This window comes from Pseudocolwellia antarctica (assembly GCF_049933045.1).
GTDB lineage: Bacteria > Pseudomonadota > Gammaproteobacteria > Enterobacterales > Alteromonadaceae > Pseudocolwellia.
This window is the reverse complement of the sequence record NZ_CP187926.1, coordinates 3,388,945-3,403,986: the sequence shown is the minus strand read 5'-3', so window position 1 is coordinate 3,403,986 and position 15,042 is coordinate 3,388,945. Positions and strand designations below refer to the sequence as shown.

Sequence of the window (15,042 nt, the reverse complement as noted above, 5' to 3'; positions counted from 1 at the left end):
GCATGGCATTATGGGGCGGCCGTTTTAAAGGCGAAGCTAGCGTACAGTTTAAAAAGTTTAATGACTCACTGCCTGTGGATTACCGCATGGCAGTGCAAGATATTGTAGGTTCAATTGCATGGGCTGGCGCTATTCACAGTGTTGGTGTTATCAATGCAGACGAGCATGTACGATTAGTTGAAGCACTTAACGAATTAAAAGTATCTGTTGAAGCGGATCCAGAGCAAATTTTAAGCTCTGATGCTGAAGATATACATAGCTGGGTTGAAATTAAACTAATTGAAGCGACAGGTGATTTAGGTAAAAAACTTCATACAGGTCGTAGCCGTAATGATCAAGTAGCTACTGATTTGAAACTTTGGTGTAAAGAGACGGGCGGTGAATTATTACTTGCTCTAGTTTCTCTACAACAAGCCTTGTTAGAACTTGCAGAGCGTGAAAAAGATACGGTATTACCTGGCTACACTCATTTACAACGAGCTCAACCTGTAACTTTTGGTCACTGGTGTTTAGCTTATGTTGAAATGTTTAACCGTGATATTGGTCGTTTAAAAGATGCTATCTATCGTTTTGACACTTCACCATTAGGTTCAGGCGCATTAGCGGGTACAGCTTACCCAATTGATCGTGATTTATTAGCAAACAACTTAGGTTTTCGTCGTGCCACATTAAACAGTTTAGACGCTGTATCAGATCGTGATCACGTAATTGAATTATTATCTACAGCAAGTATTAGCATGATGCATATGTCGCGCTTTGCTGAAGATTTAATTTTTTACAACTCAGGTGAAGCAGGCTTTGTTGAAATGAGTGATTTAGTGAGCTCAGGTTCTTCACTAATGCCGCAAAAGAAAAACCCTGATGCGTGTGAGCTCATTCGTGGTAAAGCAGGTCGTGTTGTCGGTTCGTTAGCGGGTATGTTAATTACTATGAAAGGCTTACCATTAGCTTATAACAAAGATATGCAAGAAGACAAAGAAGGTTTGTTTGATGCATTAGATACTTGGTTAGAAGTGATGGAAATGGCTGTTCTAGTAGCTGATGGTTTAAAAGTAAACCGTTCACGTACATTAGCTGCTGCACAACAAGGTTATTCAAACGCTACAGAATTAGCTGATTACTTAGTAGCTAAAGACATTCCGTTCCGTGAAGCCCATCATATTGTTGGCGAAGCTGTTCTAGCTGCTATTGACGCAGGTCATGCATTAGAAGACTTTACACTTGCTCAGTTACAAGAGTTTAGTGACAGAATTGAGAATGATGTTTATCAGTATTTATCAATTGAATCTTGTTTAGACAAGCGCGAAGTATTAGGTGGAACTTCACCAGGTCAAGTTCAGAAAGCTCTTGATACTATGTCAGGCGAAAACGCGAGCTTAAATGCTCAAGTGATAGGTGCGCCAGGTAAAGTACAAATTCAGCATGCATTAAAACAAGTTCAACAACGTTTAAATGCACAACTTGCAGCAGCATTATCAGTACGTCGTGCTCGTATGTCTGATGTAGATAAAATTGCTGAGATAGTGGCTTACTGGGCTGAGAAAGGTGAAATTTTACCACGCAGCCGAGACAACATCATTCACGACATTCAAAACTTTGTTGTGGCTGAGATTGATGGTCAAGTTGTTGGTAGTGCATCACTTTATATTTACCAAAAAGGCTTAGCTGAAATACGCTCAGTTGTGGTTGATGAAGCATTCCATAACCAAGGTCAAGGTCAAGCAATGGTTCAATACTTATTGCAATTCGCTTATGAAATCGAATTACAAAAAATTATTGTACTGACTTATGCCCCAGAATATTTCAATAAGTTAGGTTTTGCACTTATCGAAAAAAGTTCATTAGCAGATAATATTATTGAAGACAGTGAACAAAGTCCTCATAAAAACCCTGATGATGAAGTGGCAATGGAATATCTTGTTCAACGTGCATAACGTAAACAAGTTAAGTTAATAGAAAAGTAGTGACTCTGTAAATGCATAACGATAGCGAAAATAACGTTAAATGGTTTAGAAACGCGGCACCTTACATCAATGCTCACCGTGGGAAAACGGTGGTATTAATGTTTGGTGGTGAAGCAGTAACACATCCAAATTTTGCCAATATCATTCATGATATTGCCTTATTAAGAAGTTTAGGTGTGAAGCTCGTTTTGGTACATGGTGCCAGACCACAAATTGAAGAACGCATGAAGCTTCAAAATGTAGAACCATTGATGCAAGATAATATTCGTATTACCGATGCAGGAACCTTATCAGCTGTAAAAGATGCAACAGGTTCACTACGTATTCATATTGAAGCACTATTAACCATGGGTTTAGTTAATTCGCCTATGCATGGCTCGCAAATAAGAGTGAGCACAGGTAATTTTGTTATTGCTAAACCTATTGGCGTTAAAAACGGTGTCGATTTTAAACATACAGGCACGGTTAGAAGAATTGATACTGTAGGTATAAATACTCAATTGGACTTCGGTTCAATTGTTTTGTTATCTCCTGTGGGTTATTCATCTACAGGCGAAGTTTTTAATTTATCATTAGAAGATGTAGCTACTCAAACGGCTATTTCTTTAAAAGCCGATAAACTCATTACCTTTACTGATGATGAAGGTCTCGTTGACGAAAGTGGTAAGCTAATTAAAAGCTGCGGTGTTAGCACAGTAAAAAGACTACTAGATATAAGCACAGATCCTATTAAACAATTATTGATGCGTGCGATTATTCAAAGTGGTGAGAATGGCGTAGAACGTTGTCACTGTTTGAACTATCAAAGTGACAGTGCATTACTTCAAGAGTTATTCACTCGAGATGGTGCAGGGACGTTAATCGCTAAAGATCATCAAGAACAAATATCTACAGCAACTATTGATGATGTGGGTGGTATTTTAGAATTACTAGCGCCATTAGAAGCTGAAGGTATATTGGTTAAACGCTCAAGAGAGCTTTTAGAAGTTGAGATATCTCGTTTTACCGTGATCAAAAAAGAAGATGTGATCATTGCGTGTGCAGCACTTTATCCTTATCCAGAGGAGAATTCAGGTGAAGTCGCGTGTGTTGCTATTCACCCTGATTACCGTAAAGGTAACAGAGGACTTAGGCTGATTAATACCTTAGAAGAATTAGCTAAAGAGCAAAAGCTATCTTCAATATTTGTACTTACCACAGTAAGTGGCCATTGGTTTTTAGAGAAAGGATTTACTGAACAGCCCATTGATAAATTGCCTGAAGGTAAAAAGAAAATGTACAACTTTCAACGTAATTCAAAAGTCTTCACTAAAGAAATATAACCCTTCAAATTAATATTATTACAGTGAGTGAAAAAAACTCACTGTACATTCCTTTTATTCAGCGTATTTTATTTACTCATTCTGTTACAAAAGTGTTACTGTTGACACAACTTGTTCCAAAATATAGGTTCAAGTAACTGATACTCATAGTCAATGAGAAAAATAAGTTTGTATTAAAGCTGAATCGTAATAGGCCAATAAACCTATTTATGAATGCAGTATTGAGCAAACATTAATAAATATTATTAAAATAAAAACCATCAGGTTATATATGCGTTGTTTAATATTTCTATTATTATTTAGCCCGCTCGTGCTTGCTAATAATTATAAGTTGGGATCTGGCGATAAAATTCAAATTATCGTTTATGGTGAAGAAGACTTAACCACCGAGATCACCATTGATAAATCAGGCGTTATCTCCTTTCCTTTTTTAAAAGATATACAAGTAGTTGACCTCTCTGTAAAAGAACTTGAAAGAGTTATTTATCAGGGGTTATTAGGTGACTATTTAATTTCTCCACAGGTATCTGTTTCTGTTGTTCAATATCGGCCTTTTTATATTCACGGGCAAGTAAACCGTCCTGGCGGTTATCCCTATCAAGAAAACTTAACGTTTGATAAAGCTATAGCTGTCGCTGGCGGTTTATCAATAAGAGCCTCTAAAACTAATTGGGCAATAACTCGCAAAGTTAACGGTAAAGTGGTTATCGTTGATGCTAATGTCGCGACTCAAATAATGCCTGACGATATAATAAAAGTAGAGCAGAGTTTCTTTTGAATAACGTAAATAATCATCAAGAGAATCTTTCCGCCTCGAACGAAGAGATTGATTTAGGCGAATTGTTACAACCGTTATGGGCACGTCGTTGGAAACTTATATTTGCTACCTTACTTGTGACGCTAGCTTTAGGGTTTTATGTATCTTTATTAAAGTCGACTTATTCTGCCACTGCTACATTACAAATAAGTAATAACCAACCTAAAAATATCCTTTCAATTAACAATGCTTTTAATGAATCTAATGTCAGTAAAGAGCAGGTTAAAACGCAATATGAGTTATTAAAATCAAGAAATTTTGCAGAAAGAGTGCTGACCAACCTTAACCTATTTGAACATGACGAATTTTATAGCAACCGATACAACCATAACTTCCCTTTTTTAGCCGAAGTAGACAAAGATGAAGCACCTTTGTCACACGATGCTATTGTTAGTCAATTTCAAACACGGCTAACAATTCAACCAATTAATGATACTGAGTTAGTGAACATTAGCTTTAGATCATATTACCCCGAGTTATCTCAGCAAGTAGCTAATGAAGTAGGTAAAACCTATTTAGCTTACCAAGATGAAATCTCTAGCGCCTCCAAAGAATCTACATCGCAATGGCTAGTCGATCAGCTATATGAATTAGGGAATAAATTACAAGCCTCGGAGTTAGCACTTCAGGAATATAGAGAAGCTGAAGGTATAATAGATATTAAAGGTGTTGTTGGCTTGGTTGGATCTGAACTAACAGAGTTAACTTCTTCTGCGTTAAAAGCAGAAAAATACAGAGATGATTTAAAGATCACCTACGAGTACATTCAAAATAACCGAGATAATTTTAATGTTCTAATGGAGTTGAATGAAGTCAGTAACCATTCAACTTATATTCAATTACGTCGTTCACAAGAAGTGGTTGAACGAAAGGTATTTGAATTATCTAAACGCTATGGTCCTAAACATCCAAAACGTATTGCCATTGAAGCTGAATTAGAGTCGATAGAATCAAGAATTGATTTACAAATTAGTGAGATCATTATCTCAGTTGAAAAGCTTTATTTATCAGCTATTCAAAAAGCTACAGTGAATAAACAAAGATTAGAAACAGCTAAAGCTGACTTCTTAAGGTTGAACCGCCTACAAAACAAATTTTTTCAGTTACAAAGAGAAGTGGATACAAACAAAGAGCTTTACGGTAACTACTTGATACGAATTAAAGAAGCTGATGCTATGGGAGGGTATAAAGCCAATTTCTATGTACAGTTTATTGATAAAGCTATTTTACCTAAATCAGCTGTAGGACCGAAGAAAAAACTATATGTCGTACTCGGTTTTATTTTGTCTCTTATGGTTTTGTCACTTTTTATTATTATGCGTGAAGTTTTTGTTGATACCTTAAACTCAAGACGTAAATTAGATAACTTCCAAGAAGCTGATATTTTAGCGATATTACCTAAGTTTAAACTCAATAATAGCAACGAATCACATTCAGATTTAAAAGATACAAGGTTTACTGAAGCCATCAGAACCTTACGCACTACCTTATTATTCAATGGAAAGAAAAAAGCCCCTAAAGTTATTGCTATTACTTCATCGGTTCCGAACGAAGGTAAATCAACAGTTGCTTTGCATTTAGCTCGCTCATTTAGTGAAATGGAAAAAGTACTGCTGATTGAAGCTGATTTGCGCCATCCAACGGTAGCTAAGAATTTGAATTTAGACATTCATCGTCCTGGGCTTTCAAACCTTCTCGCGAAAACCCATTTAATAAACGAATGTATTGTAAGAGATAAAAACCTTAAGTTAGATATTTTAACGTCAGGTATTTCTCCCGCAAATCCATTGGCGTTTTTATCAATGAAGCGTTTTGGTATGTTGATCAAAGTATTCTCGAACTTTTACGATAGAATTATTATTGAAACGCCACCTGTAAATACAGTAAGTGATGCGGTGATTATTTCTAAAATTGTAGATAGTGTTATTTATGTTGTTCATGGTTCTAAAACGAAGCGTGAACATATATCGCAAGGTTTACGTATGCTGAAACAGGTTAATGCGCCTATTGAAGGGATTGTTATTAATCAAAGTGAGAATATTGATAAAGAAGATTATCAAAGCAAATATTATAATGACATGGCTAATATTATAAAACTGCCTGTACGCAAACAGGTGTAATTGAAGTCTTCTTTAAATTTAATAGTTAGAAATTAACGCTGCTAAAAATTGGCGTTATATGTAAAATAGCTAAATGAAAACAATATCTAATTTTTCCCTAAAAAAAATCAACAGCTTCAATGTTGAATCTATAGCTCCTATAGCTTATTTCCCTAGTTGTATTGATGATTTAATCACATTGTCGACTTTAGGCTTATCTTCTTTTTATATTTTAGGCGAAGGTTTTAATACCTTACTTGTCGAAAATGAATCACCTATTATTATAAAGCCCGAATTTAAAGGCATTGAAATAGATGAACAGGCTGATTGTACTATTGTTAAAGCGGCAGCAAGTGAGAACTGGCATGAGTTTGTTGGATTTTGTATCGAACGTGGAATTAATGGCTTAGAAAATTTAGCCCTTATTCCTGGTAGTGTCGGTGCAGCCCCAGTACAAAACATCGGAGCTTATGGTGTAGAGTTAGCGCAATACTGCCAAGAAGTATTATGGTTTGATTTCGAAACTCAAAGTGTTATCCAATATCAACACAAAGACTGTGGATTTGCTTACCGAGAAAGTATTTTTAAAAAAAAGTTAAAGAATAAAGGCTTAATAATTAGCGTGACCTTTTGTTTCCCTAAAAAGTGGTCTGCTAATTTATCGTATGCAGGTTTAGATCACTTACCTGCATCTGCTTCAAGTAAAGATGTAATGAATGCAGTGATCAAAGTACGCCAATCTAAATTACCTGATCCTTACAAACTGCCTAATGCAGGTAGTTTCTTCAAAAACCCTGTTATTGAATATGAGCGATGGCAAGCCTTAAAAAGCAAACATCCTACTATGCCTAGTTATCCTCAAGCTGATAATAAGGTAAAAATTGCAGCAGGGTGGTTAATTGAACAAGCCGGTTTGAAAGGTTACAAAGTAAATGGTGTTGGGGTACATGAAAAACAAGCTTTAGTGATTGTAAATTATGAAGCTGCATCAGGTAAACATATTGCAGATTTGGCTTTATATATAAGAAGGCAAGTTGAAGAGCAATTCAATATTACTTTAGAGCCTGAAGTTCGAGCTGTTTTTTCGAAAGGCGAGTACAACTTAACAGAGTATAAAAATGGCTAAGGCGATAAAAGAACTACTGATAAATAAATTAGCTGCTGGTGAATTTGTATCAGGTCAAATACTGGGTGATGAACTGGGCGTAAGTCGTACAGCAATATCAAAACAGATAAATAGCCTTGCTGAAATGGGGTTAGATATTTTCAGGGTTACAGGTAAAGGCTATAAGCTTGTTGCACCTATCGAATTATTAGACAAAAACTTTATTTTACAAAAGTTAGTGGCTAACAACGTTCATAGCCCTGTAGAAATACATAACATTATTGATTCAACTAATGATTATTTAATGCGTCGTATACCTAACCATGTTCAAAACGGTCAGGTATGTATTGCTGAATATCAAAGTTCAGGGCGTGGTAGAAGAGGGCGACAATGGATTTCACCATTTGGCTCTCATATTTATATGTCTATGTATTGGTTATTACCCCAAGGTATGACTGCTGCTATGGGATTGAACACTATTGTCGCATTAGCGATAAGTGATGCAATTGCTTCATTATATAAAATTAATGTTCAATTAAAGTGGCCGAACGATATCTATATCAACGGATTAAAACTCGCGGGTATCTTAATTGATTTAGAAGGGACACCAAACGAGCCTTGCCATGCCGTTATAGGTATTGGTTTGAATTTAAATATGCCAGATAAAAGTGGTGAGAAAGTTGATCAACCTTGGACTGACTTACAACGCCATACTTCCGTTAACATTAATAGAAACGAATTAGTGGCTGAGATCATTAAAAGTTTAGCATCTCGCTTAGAACAACATAAAGCTTCAGGCTTAGCTAATGTGGTTAATGAATGGAATGAACTCGATTATTTTTACGATCAACCCGTAAGGTTAATTACAGGTAAGAATGAAACACATGGCATATGCAAAGGTATTAACGAACAAGGTGCTTTGTTACTAGAAGTAGACAAAGAGCTCAAAGTTATTTATGGCGGTGAAGTCAGTTTACGAGGTACGAGATGATTGTATTAGTAGACATAGGCAATACTCGTACTAAGTGCTTAATAGAAACAACGGGTAAGAATCAACGTATTGTCATTGAAAATAGCCAAATAACACTTTTATGGTTAAGTGAGTATTGGAGTGATGCGAGTAAAGTTATTATTGGTAGTGTTAAAACAGGTCTATTAACTGAACTTATTTCAACGTGGGCAATGGCTAATAACAAGACTGTTGATTTTATAGAAAGTGAAAAGCAGCGTTTTGGTATCACAAATAGCTATGAAGAGCCTAAATCCTTAGGTGTAGATCGTTGGCTTACATTAATAGGTGCATCAATACTTTTTCCAAAATCAGGCGTTGCTGTTATTGATGCAGGTACCGCGACAACCTTTGATGTATTAGATGAAAAAGGACTACATCAAGGTGGCTTAATATTAGCAGGTATAGATTTAATGCTTGCGCAGTTAACAACAAACACATCAAAAGTTAAGTTTGAAGTAAGTAGCACTACAAATATTGGTTTAGGTAAAAGTACATCTGAATGTGTTAATAATGCCGCATGGGCTGCCACAATTACCATGATAAATTCAGCCATTAAAGAAGCGGAAGATTTACATAATATTCAGCACTGTATTTTATTAGGAGGTAATGCTCAGCGTATATTGCCTTTTATCATCAGTGATGCTTCAAAAGTCAGCATAATTGACGATCTTATTTTTGAAGGGTTAAAGCGTTACTCTATATAGTGAATAAGGTGTGTAGCTTCGATTTATTTACACCAAACTAGTGCAATGTGAATAAAAAAACATCAAACCTGAGTTAAACCTTGGACAAAGATAAAAAAACATCAAACTTTTTGTTTTTTTCTATTGCAAGCTGGAAAACATTACTCTAGAATTCGCTCCACTTAATGTAGTGCCGACTTAGCTCAGTTGGTAGAGCAACTGACTTGTAATCAGTAGGTCGCCAGTTCGACTCCGGCAGTCGGCACCATTAGTACTTTTTATTTTATACGGATAAAGAGTAAGTAAGAATTTGGAGGGGTTCCCGAGTGGCCAAAGGGATCAGACTGTAAATCTGACGGCTCAGCCTTCGGTGGTTCGAATCCACCTCCCTCCACCAATTTTACAGGATGAACAGATAGAATTTAGCGGGTGTCGTATACTGGCTATTACCTCAGCCTTCCAAGCTGATGAAGCGGGTTCGATTCCCGCCACCCGCTCCAATCTTTAAATCGAATGCTGATATGGCTCAGTTGGTAGAGCGCACCCTTGGTAAGGGTGAGGTCGGCAGTTCGAATCTGCCTATCAGCACCATTCAAAGATTACTTCTATTTGCTTATCTTAAACCATTAAACTTTTGTTAATCTACCCAAGGTATTTTAAAATGGCTAAAGCAAAATTTGAACGTAACAAACCACATGTAAACGTTGGTACAATCGGACACGTTGATCACGGTAAAACAACGTTAACAGCTGCAATCTCTGCGGTATTAACGAAAGTTCACGGTGGTGAAGTTAAAGATTTCGCACAAATCGATAATGCTCCAGAAGAGCGTGAGCGTGGTATTACAATCAATACTTCTCACATCGAATATGATACAGAAGTACGTCACTACGCACACGTAGATTGTCCTGGTCATGCCGATTATATCAAAAATATGATCACTGGTGCTGCACAAATGGATGGTGCTATCTTAGTAGTTGCTGCTACAGATGGTCCTATGCCACAAACACGTGAGCACATCTTATTATCTCGTCAAGTTGGTGTGCCATACATCATCGTATTCATGAACAAATGTGATGTTGTTGATGATGAAGAGTTATTAGAATTAGTAGAAATGGAAATCCGTGAACTACTTTCTGAATATGAATTCCCAGGTGATGACTTACCAGTAATTCAAGGTTCTGCTTTAGGCGCGCTACAAGGCGAAGAAAAGTGGGAAGCTAAAGTAATCGAACTTGCTAACCAGTTAGATACATACATTCCAGAGCCAGAGCGTGCAATTGATGGTGCATTCATCATGCCTATCGAAGATGTATTCTCAATCGCTGGTCGTGGTACAGTTGTTACTGGTCGTGTTGAGCGCGGTATCATCAAAGTAGGCGAAGAAGTAGAAGTTGTTGGTATCCGTGATACACAAAAATCAACTTGTACTGGTGTTGAAATGTTCCGTAAGCTTCTTGACGAAGGTCGTGCGGGCGAGAACTGTGGTGTTCTTTTACGTGGTCTTAAGCGTGAAGACGTAGAACGTGGTCAAGTATTATGTAAGCCTGGTTCAATTTCACCTCATACTAAATTCGAATCAGAAGTATACGTGTTAAGTAAAGATGAAGGTGGTCGTCATACTCCATTCTTCAAAGGATACCGTCCACAGTTTTACTTCCGCACAACAGATATCACAGGTGCTGTAGAGCTTCCTGAAGGTGTTGAAATGGTAATGCCAGGCGACAACCTTAAGTTTGTTGTTGAGCTAATCAACCCAGTAGCGATGGACGAAGGTTTACGCTTCGCTATCCGTGAAGGTGGTCGTACTGTAGGTGCTGGTGTAGTATCTAAAATCATAGCTTAATATCGTTTAATCGATAAGCTGTTTATAAAGGTCGCTTTTGCGGCCTTTTTTTTATGTAAAATTTAAGTACGACTATCTTCACGGATCATCCGTGATGACAAAATGCGTTAAGAAAAGTGTCCTCATGGACAGTTTTTAGTGATTTTGGCGAGTTGCTCTGCAACGAAGCTGAGAGTCGTACTGTAGGTGCTGGTGTTGTATCTAAGATTATGGCTTAATTCTCATTTGAGAAAGTCTTGATTTAGATAAACATCTAAATCAAAAAAAGAGCGCTTCGGTGCTCTTTTTTATTGCCTAAAGAAAAGTGATTAGTGTTGGTTAGGTCTTTGTAATAAGTAATTCATACTAGGTTCATGAGGGAATTATCTACCGAAAGGTACTCTCTAAAAATGGTTGGATTAATGTAAGCTGCTAAAGCATTTAGTCTTATTATTTTTACTAGAGCATAAAAAAGAGCACCTAGATGCTCTTTTATAAATTATGTACGAGAGGTGCGTTATAAATACTACGCTTGGCTTGGAATAATTTGAATTTCTACTCTACGGTTTAAAGAACGATTTTTTTCAGTTGAATTATCAACTAAAGGCATTGATTCACCAAAACCTGTTACTTTTAATCGAGACTCCATAATACTCTGTTGAGTCAGATAGTTTCTAACACTCATCGCTCTTTTTTCTGATAAGGTTTGATTAAATTCACTACTACCTTGGCTATCCGTATGACCCTCAATACTTAATAATGTTTTATCAAACTTGATTAATACTTTAGCCACATCATTTAATGTCGCGTGAAAACCTGAAGTAATATAAGACTGACTTGTCGCAAACGTAATATTTGAAGGCATAACTAAACGAATATTATCACCTTCTCGGATCACTTCGATACCAGAACCTGAAAGTTCTTCTCTAAACTCTTCTTCTTGTTTATCCATATAGTCACCAACTGCAGCACCTGCAATTGCGCCTATTGCTGCGCCCCAAATTAAACGCTTATCTTTGTGGTTGCTTGTTGATTTACCTAACACAGCACCAGCTACAGCACCTATAGCTGCACCTTTGCCAGCGTTTGTTGTTGCACAACCAGAAATGATCAAAGAAAGGGTAATAGCAGAAATGATAGATTTTTTAAATTGCATTTGGAACCTCTAGACTAATAAATAACACAGGGAAACGACTCAATAACCACTTAAATATTAAGAACATTATAGTGTTAATAGTTCCATTTTATTGAGTTTATCTTTAATAACGACTAACAATAACATTTTATTGTAATTAACATTAACCCAAGCTGAACGTTAATGTTTTAGTTAGTTAAAATATCCCTTGAGTAAAATACACGTCTGAGTATAATAGCGCCTCACTTCTAGAGTCTCTCTTATTTCCAAACTAACTAAGAAACACTCGATAAGTGCAGCTATTTAACAGTAAATGTTGAATATGATAGGGGTATAGTTCCAATTGGTAGAACAGCGGTCTCCAAAACCGACGGTTGGGAGTTCGAATCTCTCTACCCCTGCCAAATTAATAAACATGAAAATGTTTGAAGTAAAACCTCAAATGAGGTTGTTTCGTCTTAGTTTAGACGCGTAATTACAGGTTAAGAATATGAACGCAAGTACTGAAAGCCAACCTAGCGGTTCTTTAGATTTTTTGAAATGGGCATTAGTTCTCATTATATTAGCAAGTGCAGTTGCAGGAAATTATATCTTTGGTGAAGAGTCAGTTCTTTATCGTGCAATTGGTGTAGTTGTTGCTATAGCAATCGCTGGATTAATCGCTATGCAAACTGAAAAAGGTCGCGCAGCGGTTATTTTTGCTAAAGAATCAAAAACAGAAATACGTAAAGTTGTATGGCCAACTCGTCAAGAAGCTATTCAAACAACGGCTATCGTATTAGTGGCAACACTTATCATGTCTATTATTATGTGGGGTCTAGACTCAGTATTATTCTGGGTTGTTGGCTTTATTACTGGCTTACAGGTTTAAATTATGACTGAAGAAATTATTAACGACGAAGAACATATTCCAAGCGAAGAAGAAATCGCAGCTGAAAAGGCTGAAATTGAACGAAGAAGTCATTTACGTTGGTATGTAGTACAAGCCTTTTCTGGTTATGAAGGACGAGTACAAAAAACGCTTCTTGAACATATTGAAATTAATGAGATCCAAGACAAGTTCGGTCAAATCTTAGTACCTACTGAAGAAGTAGTAGAGATGCGTGCAGGACAAAAACGTAAAAGTTCTCGTAAATTTTTCCCTGGCTATGTATTAGTACAAATGGCGATGGATGAAGAAGCATGGCATTTAGTTAAAAGTGTGCCACGTGTATTAGGTTTTATTGGTGGTACAAGTGATCGACCAGCACCTATTACACAAAAAGAAGCTGACCGTATACTTCAACGTTTAGAAGATACAGATAAGCCTAAGCCTAAGACATTATTTGAGCCAGGCGAAGTTATCCGTGTTATTGACGGACCATTTGCAGACTTTAATGGCGTAGTTGAAGAACTTGATTACGAGAAAAACCGTATTAAAGTTTCAGTACTTATTTTTGGTCGTTCTACACCAGTAGATTTAGAATTCGGTCAAGTAGAGAAAGGTTAAACCTTAGCTCTCGTAAGATTATAAAAAACCAAAGCTTAGCTTTGGTTTTTTGCTTTTAGTAATAAAAATTTCATCCTACCTCTCCAAATCTGCTTAAAAATAAATCTAAAGTATAAATCACTTGAAACAAGCTGGTTGTTTAATATATAATCCGCTGCCGATTTTTTTTAAGGTCAAGTAATTGGGCTTAAAAAAAGATTGGTATTTTTATAACGGGGAGCTAGTTTAAATAATAATTAGCGTTAGAACCCACACTAAAGGTATTGAAAAATGGCTAAGAAAGTCCAAGCTTTAATCAAGCTACAGGTTGCTGCTGGTGCAGCTAATCCGTCACCGCCAGTTGGTCCTGCACTAGGTCAACATGGTGTTAATATAATGGAATTCTGTAAAGCGTTTAACGCAAAAACAGATTCATTAGAAAAAGGCGCTCCAGTTCCAGTAGTAATTACTGTATACAACGATCGTTCTTTTACATTTGAAACAAAAACTCCACCTGCTTCTTTCTTATTGAAAAAAGCGGCTGGTATTAAAAGTGGTTCAGGCCGTCCTAACACAGATAAAGTTGGTACTGTTACAACAGCACAACTTGAAGAAATCGTTAAGACTAAAGAACCTGATTTAACTGCTGGTTCACTTGAAGCTGCAGTGCGTACCATTGCGGGTTCTGCTCGTTCAATGGGTTTAGTGGTAGAGGACTAATCAATGGCTAAATTATCAAAACGCGCTCGTCTTATCCGTGAAAAAGTAGACGTATTAAAAGAATATGAAATCAGCGAAGCAATTACTTTATTAAAAGAATTTGCTACTGCTAAGTTCCGTGAAAGTGTAGATGTTGCTATAAACTTAGGCATCGATGCACGTAAATCTGATCAAAACGTACGTGGCGCAACAGTATTACCAAATGGTACTGGTCGTGATGTTCGTGTTGCTGTATTTACACAAGGCGCTAACGCTGAAAAAGCTAAAGAAGCTGGTGCTGACATTGTTGGTATGGAAGATTTAGCTGAGTTAGTTAAAAAAGGCGAAATGAACTTTGACGTTGTAATCGCTACTCCAGACGCTATGCGCGTTGTTGGCCAATTAGGTCAGATTTTAGGTCCGCGTGGCTTAATGCCTAACCCTAAAGTTGGAACTGTAACTCCAGACGTAGTAACTGCAATCAACAATGCAAAAGCTGGTCAAATTCGTTACCGCAATGACAAAAACGGCATTATCCATACTACTATTGGTAAAGCTGATTTTGAAGAAGCACAGTTACAACAAAACCTTGAAGCATTATTGGAAGCTTTGAAAAAAGCTAAACCAGCAAATGCTAAAGGTCAGTACATCAAGAAAATTTCTGTATCAACTACAATGGGTGCCGGTGTAACCGTTAACCAAGCTAGTTTAACAGCATAATTTTTTTCAAAGCATCTATTTTATAGCTGCTTTACAAGGGGGAGATTATAAACTATAATCTCGCCCCTTAAAATTTGGTAGATGTTGTTAACTTTTAATTTTAATTAATTGTAAACAACCTCGTCAAAGACCGTAGGCGCTTTGTTAATACTTAGCTTAATTTTTACCTACGTAGATGGTGATTACCCAGTAT

Annotated in this window: 13 protein-coding genes and 5 tRNA genes; 17 read left to right on the top strand and 1 reads right to left on the bottom strand. The window is 36.8% G+C overall.

All coding sequences use genetic code 11. The annotated features are described in order from the left end of the window. Positions 1 to 2 precede the first annotated feature (2 nt). The 12 genes from argH (at position 3) to tuf (ending at position 10,848) form a co-directional block, all read left to right on the top strand. Complete coding sequence (gene argH, locus ACPUVN_RS14785; RefSeq protein WP_426369320.1) at positions 3 to 1,934, top strand: argininosuccinate lyase; 1,932 nt, start codon at positions 3 to 5, stop codon at positions 1,932 to 1,934. 41 nt (positions 1,935 to 1,975) lie between these two features. After that, positions 1,976 to 3,286: an amino-acid N-acetyltransferase gene (gene argA, locus ACPUVN_RS14780; protein ID WP_426359570.1), complete on the top strand. Its 1,311-nt coding sequence runs from the start codon at positions 1,976 to 1,978 to the stop codon at positions 3,284 to 3,286. 271 nt (positions 3,287 to 3,557) lie between these two features. Continuing rightward, positions 3,558 to 4,064, top strand: a complete 507-nt coding sequence (locus tag ACPUVN_RS14775; protein ID WP_426369319.1) for a polysaccharide biosynthesis/export family protein — start codon at positions 3,558 to 3,560, stop codon at positions 4,062 to 4,064. Further along, positions 4,061 to 6,223 (top strand): GumC family protein, encoded by a 2,163-nt coding sequence (locus ACPUVN_RS14770; protein ID WP_426369318.1) that lies wholly within the window; start codon positions 4,061 to 4,063, stop codon positions 6,221 to 6,223. Before ACPUVN_RS14775 ends, ACPUVN_RS14770 begins: the two co-directional genes overlap by 4 nt. A gap of 73 nt (positions 6,224 to 6,296) precedes the next feature. Next, positions 6,297 to 7,328: a UDP-N-acetylmuramate dehydrogenase gene (murB, locus tag ACPUVN_RS14765; RefSeq protein WP_426369317.1), complete on the top strand. Its 1,032-nt coding sequence runs from the start codon at positions 6,297 to 6,299 to the stop codon at positions 7,326 to 7,328. Further along, positions 7,315 to 8,298 (top strand): bifunctional biotin--[acetyl-CoA-carboxylase] ligase/biotin operon repressor BirA, encoded by a 984-nt coding sequence (birA, locus tag ACPUVN_RS14760; RefSeq protein WP_426360525.1) that lies wholly within the window; start codon positions 7,315 to 7,317, stop codon positions 8,296 to 8,298. The genes murB and birA overlap by 14 nt, the downstream gene beginning before the upstream one ends. Continuing rightward, positions 8,295 to 9,023 carry a type III pantothenate kinase gene (locus ACPUVN_RS14755; protein ID WP_426359575.1) on the top strand — a complete coding sequence of 243 codons (729 nt, stop codon included), beginning with the start codon at positions 8,295 to 8,297 and terminating at the stop codon, positions 9,021 to 9,023. The genes birA and ACPUVN_RS14755 overlap by 4 nt, the downstream gene beginning before the upstream one ends. 171 nt (positions 9,024 to 9,194) lie before the next feature. Next, positions 9,195 to 9,270, top strand: a tRNA-Thr gene (locus ACPUVN_RS14750). A 44-nt stretch (positions 9,271 to 9,314) separates the two neighbouring features. After that, positions 9,315 to 9,399: transfer RNA gene (locus ACPUVN_RS14745), tRNA-Tyr, on the top strand. A gap of 28 nt (positions 9,400 to 9,427) precedes the next feature. Continuing rightward, positions 9,428 to 9,502 (top strand) — tRNA-Gly (locus tag ACPUVN_RS14740). 15 nt (positions 9,503 to 9,517) lie between these two features. Continuing rightward, positions 9,518 to 9,593 (top strand) — tRNA-Thr (locus ACPUVN_RS14735). A 70-nt stretch (positions 9,594 to 9,663) separates the two neighbouring features. Then, entirely contained in the window at positions 9,664 to 10,848 is a 1,185-nt protein-coding gene (tuf, locus tag ACPUVN_RS14730) for an elongation factor Tu (protein ID WP_426359576.1), read from the top strand. Positions 10,849 to 11,353: 505 nt separating this feature from the next. On the opposite strand, the gene ACPUVN_RS14725 is transcribed toward tuf, so the two are convergent. Further along, positions 11,354 to 11,983 carry an OmpA family protein gene (locus ACPUVN_RS14725; protein WP_426369316.1) on the bottom strand — a complete coding sequence of 210 codons (630 nt, stop codon included), beginning with the start codon at positions 11,981 to 11,983 and terminating at the stop codon, positions 11,354 to 11,356. A 306-nt stretch (positions 11,984 to 12,289) separates the two neighbouring features. Between ACPUVN_RS14725 and ACPUVN_RS14720 the strand changes: the two genes are divergently transcribed. The 5 genes from ACPUVN_RS14720 (at position 12,290) to rplA (ending at position 14,849) form a co-directional block, all read left to right on the top strand. Then, positions 12,290 to 12,366, top strand: a tRNA-Trp gene (locus ACPUVN_RS14720). Positions 12,367 to 12,452: 86 nt separating this feature from the next. Beyond that, on the top strand, positions 12,453 to 12,833 hold the full coding sequence (secE, locus tag ACPUVN_RS14715) for a preprotein translocase subunit SecE (protein WP_426359578.1): 381 nt from the start codon (positions 12,453 to 12,455) through the stop codon (positions 12,831 to 12,833). Positions 12,834 to 12,836: 3 nt separating this feature from the next. Next, complete coding sequence (gene nusG / locus ACPUVN_RS14710; protein WP_426359579.1) at positions 12,837 to 13,451, top strand: transcription termination/antitermination protein NusG; 615 nt, start codon at positions 12,837 to 12,839, stop codon at positions 13,449 to 13,451. Positions 13,452 to 13,721: 270 nt separating this feature from the next. Then, positions 13,722 to 14,150, top strand: a complete 429-nt coding sequence (gene rplK / locus ACPUVN_RS14705; protein ID WP_426359580.1) for a 50S ribosomal protein L11 — start codon at positions 13,722 to 13,724, stop codon at positions 14,148 to 14,150. A gap of 3 nt (positions 14,151 to 14,153) precedes the next feature. Next, positions 14,154 to 14,849 (top strand): 50S ribosomal protein L1, encoded by a 696-nt coding sequence (gene rplA / locus ACPUVN_RS14700; protein ID WP_426359581.1) that lies wholly within the window; start codon positions 14,154 to 14,156, stop codon positions 14,847 to 14,849. Positions 14,850 to 15,042: the final 193 nt, after the last annotated feature.

What these genes read in the sequence shown, in the direction of transcription:
- murB (WP_426369317.1), top strand. Translation starts at nt 6,297, where the DNA reads ATGAAAACAATATCTAATTTTTCCCTAAAAAAAATCAACAGCTTCAAT.
- nusG (WP_426359579.1), top strand. Translation starts at nt 12,837, where the DNA reads ATGACTGAAGAAATTATTAACGACGAAGAACATATTCCAAGCGAAGAA.
- ACPUVN_RS14775 (WP_426369319.1), top strand. Translation starts at nt 3,558, where the DNA reads ATGCGTTGTTTAATATTTCTATTATTATTTAGCCCGCTCGTGCTTGCT.
- ACPUVN_RS14725 (WP_426369316.1), bottom strand. Translation starts at nt 11,983, where the DNA reads ATGCAATTTAAAAAATCTATCATTTCTGCTATTACCCTTTCTTTGATC.
- argH (WP_426369320.1), top strand. Translation starts at nt 3, where the DNA reads ATGGCATTATGGGGCGGCCGTTTTAAAGGCGAAGCTAGCGTACAGTTT.
- rplK (WP_426359580.1), top strand. Translation starts at nt 13,722, where the DNA reads ATGGCTAAGAAAGTCCAAGCTTTAATCAAGCTACAGGTTGCTGCTGGT.
- argA (WP_426359570.1), top strand. Translation starts at nt 1,976, where the DNA reads ATGCATAACGATAGCGAAAATAACGTTAAATGGTTTAGAAACGCGGCA.
- rplA (WP_426359581.1), top strand. Translation starts at nt 14,154, where the DNA reads ATGGCTAAATTATCAAAACGCGCTCGTCTTATCCGTGAAAAAGTAGAC.
- ACPUVN_RS14755 (WP_426359575.1), top strand. Translation starts at nt 8,295, where the DNA reads ATGATTGTATTAGTAGACATAGGCAATACTCGTACTAAGTGCTTAATA.
- tuf (WP_426359576.1), top strand. Translation starts at nt 9,664, where the DNA reads ATGGCTAAAGCAAAATTTGAACGTAACAAACCACATGTAAACGTTGGT.
- secE (WP_426359578.1), top strand. Translation starts at nt 12,453, where the DNA reads ATGAACGCAAGTACTGAAAGCCAACCTAGCGGTTCTTTAGATTTTTTG.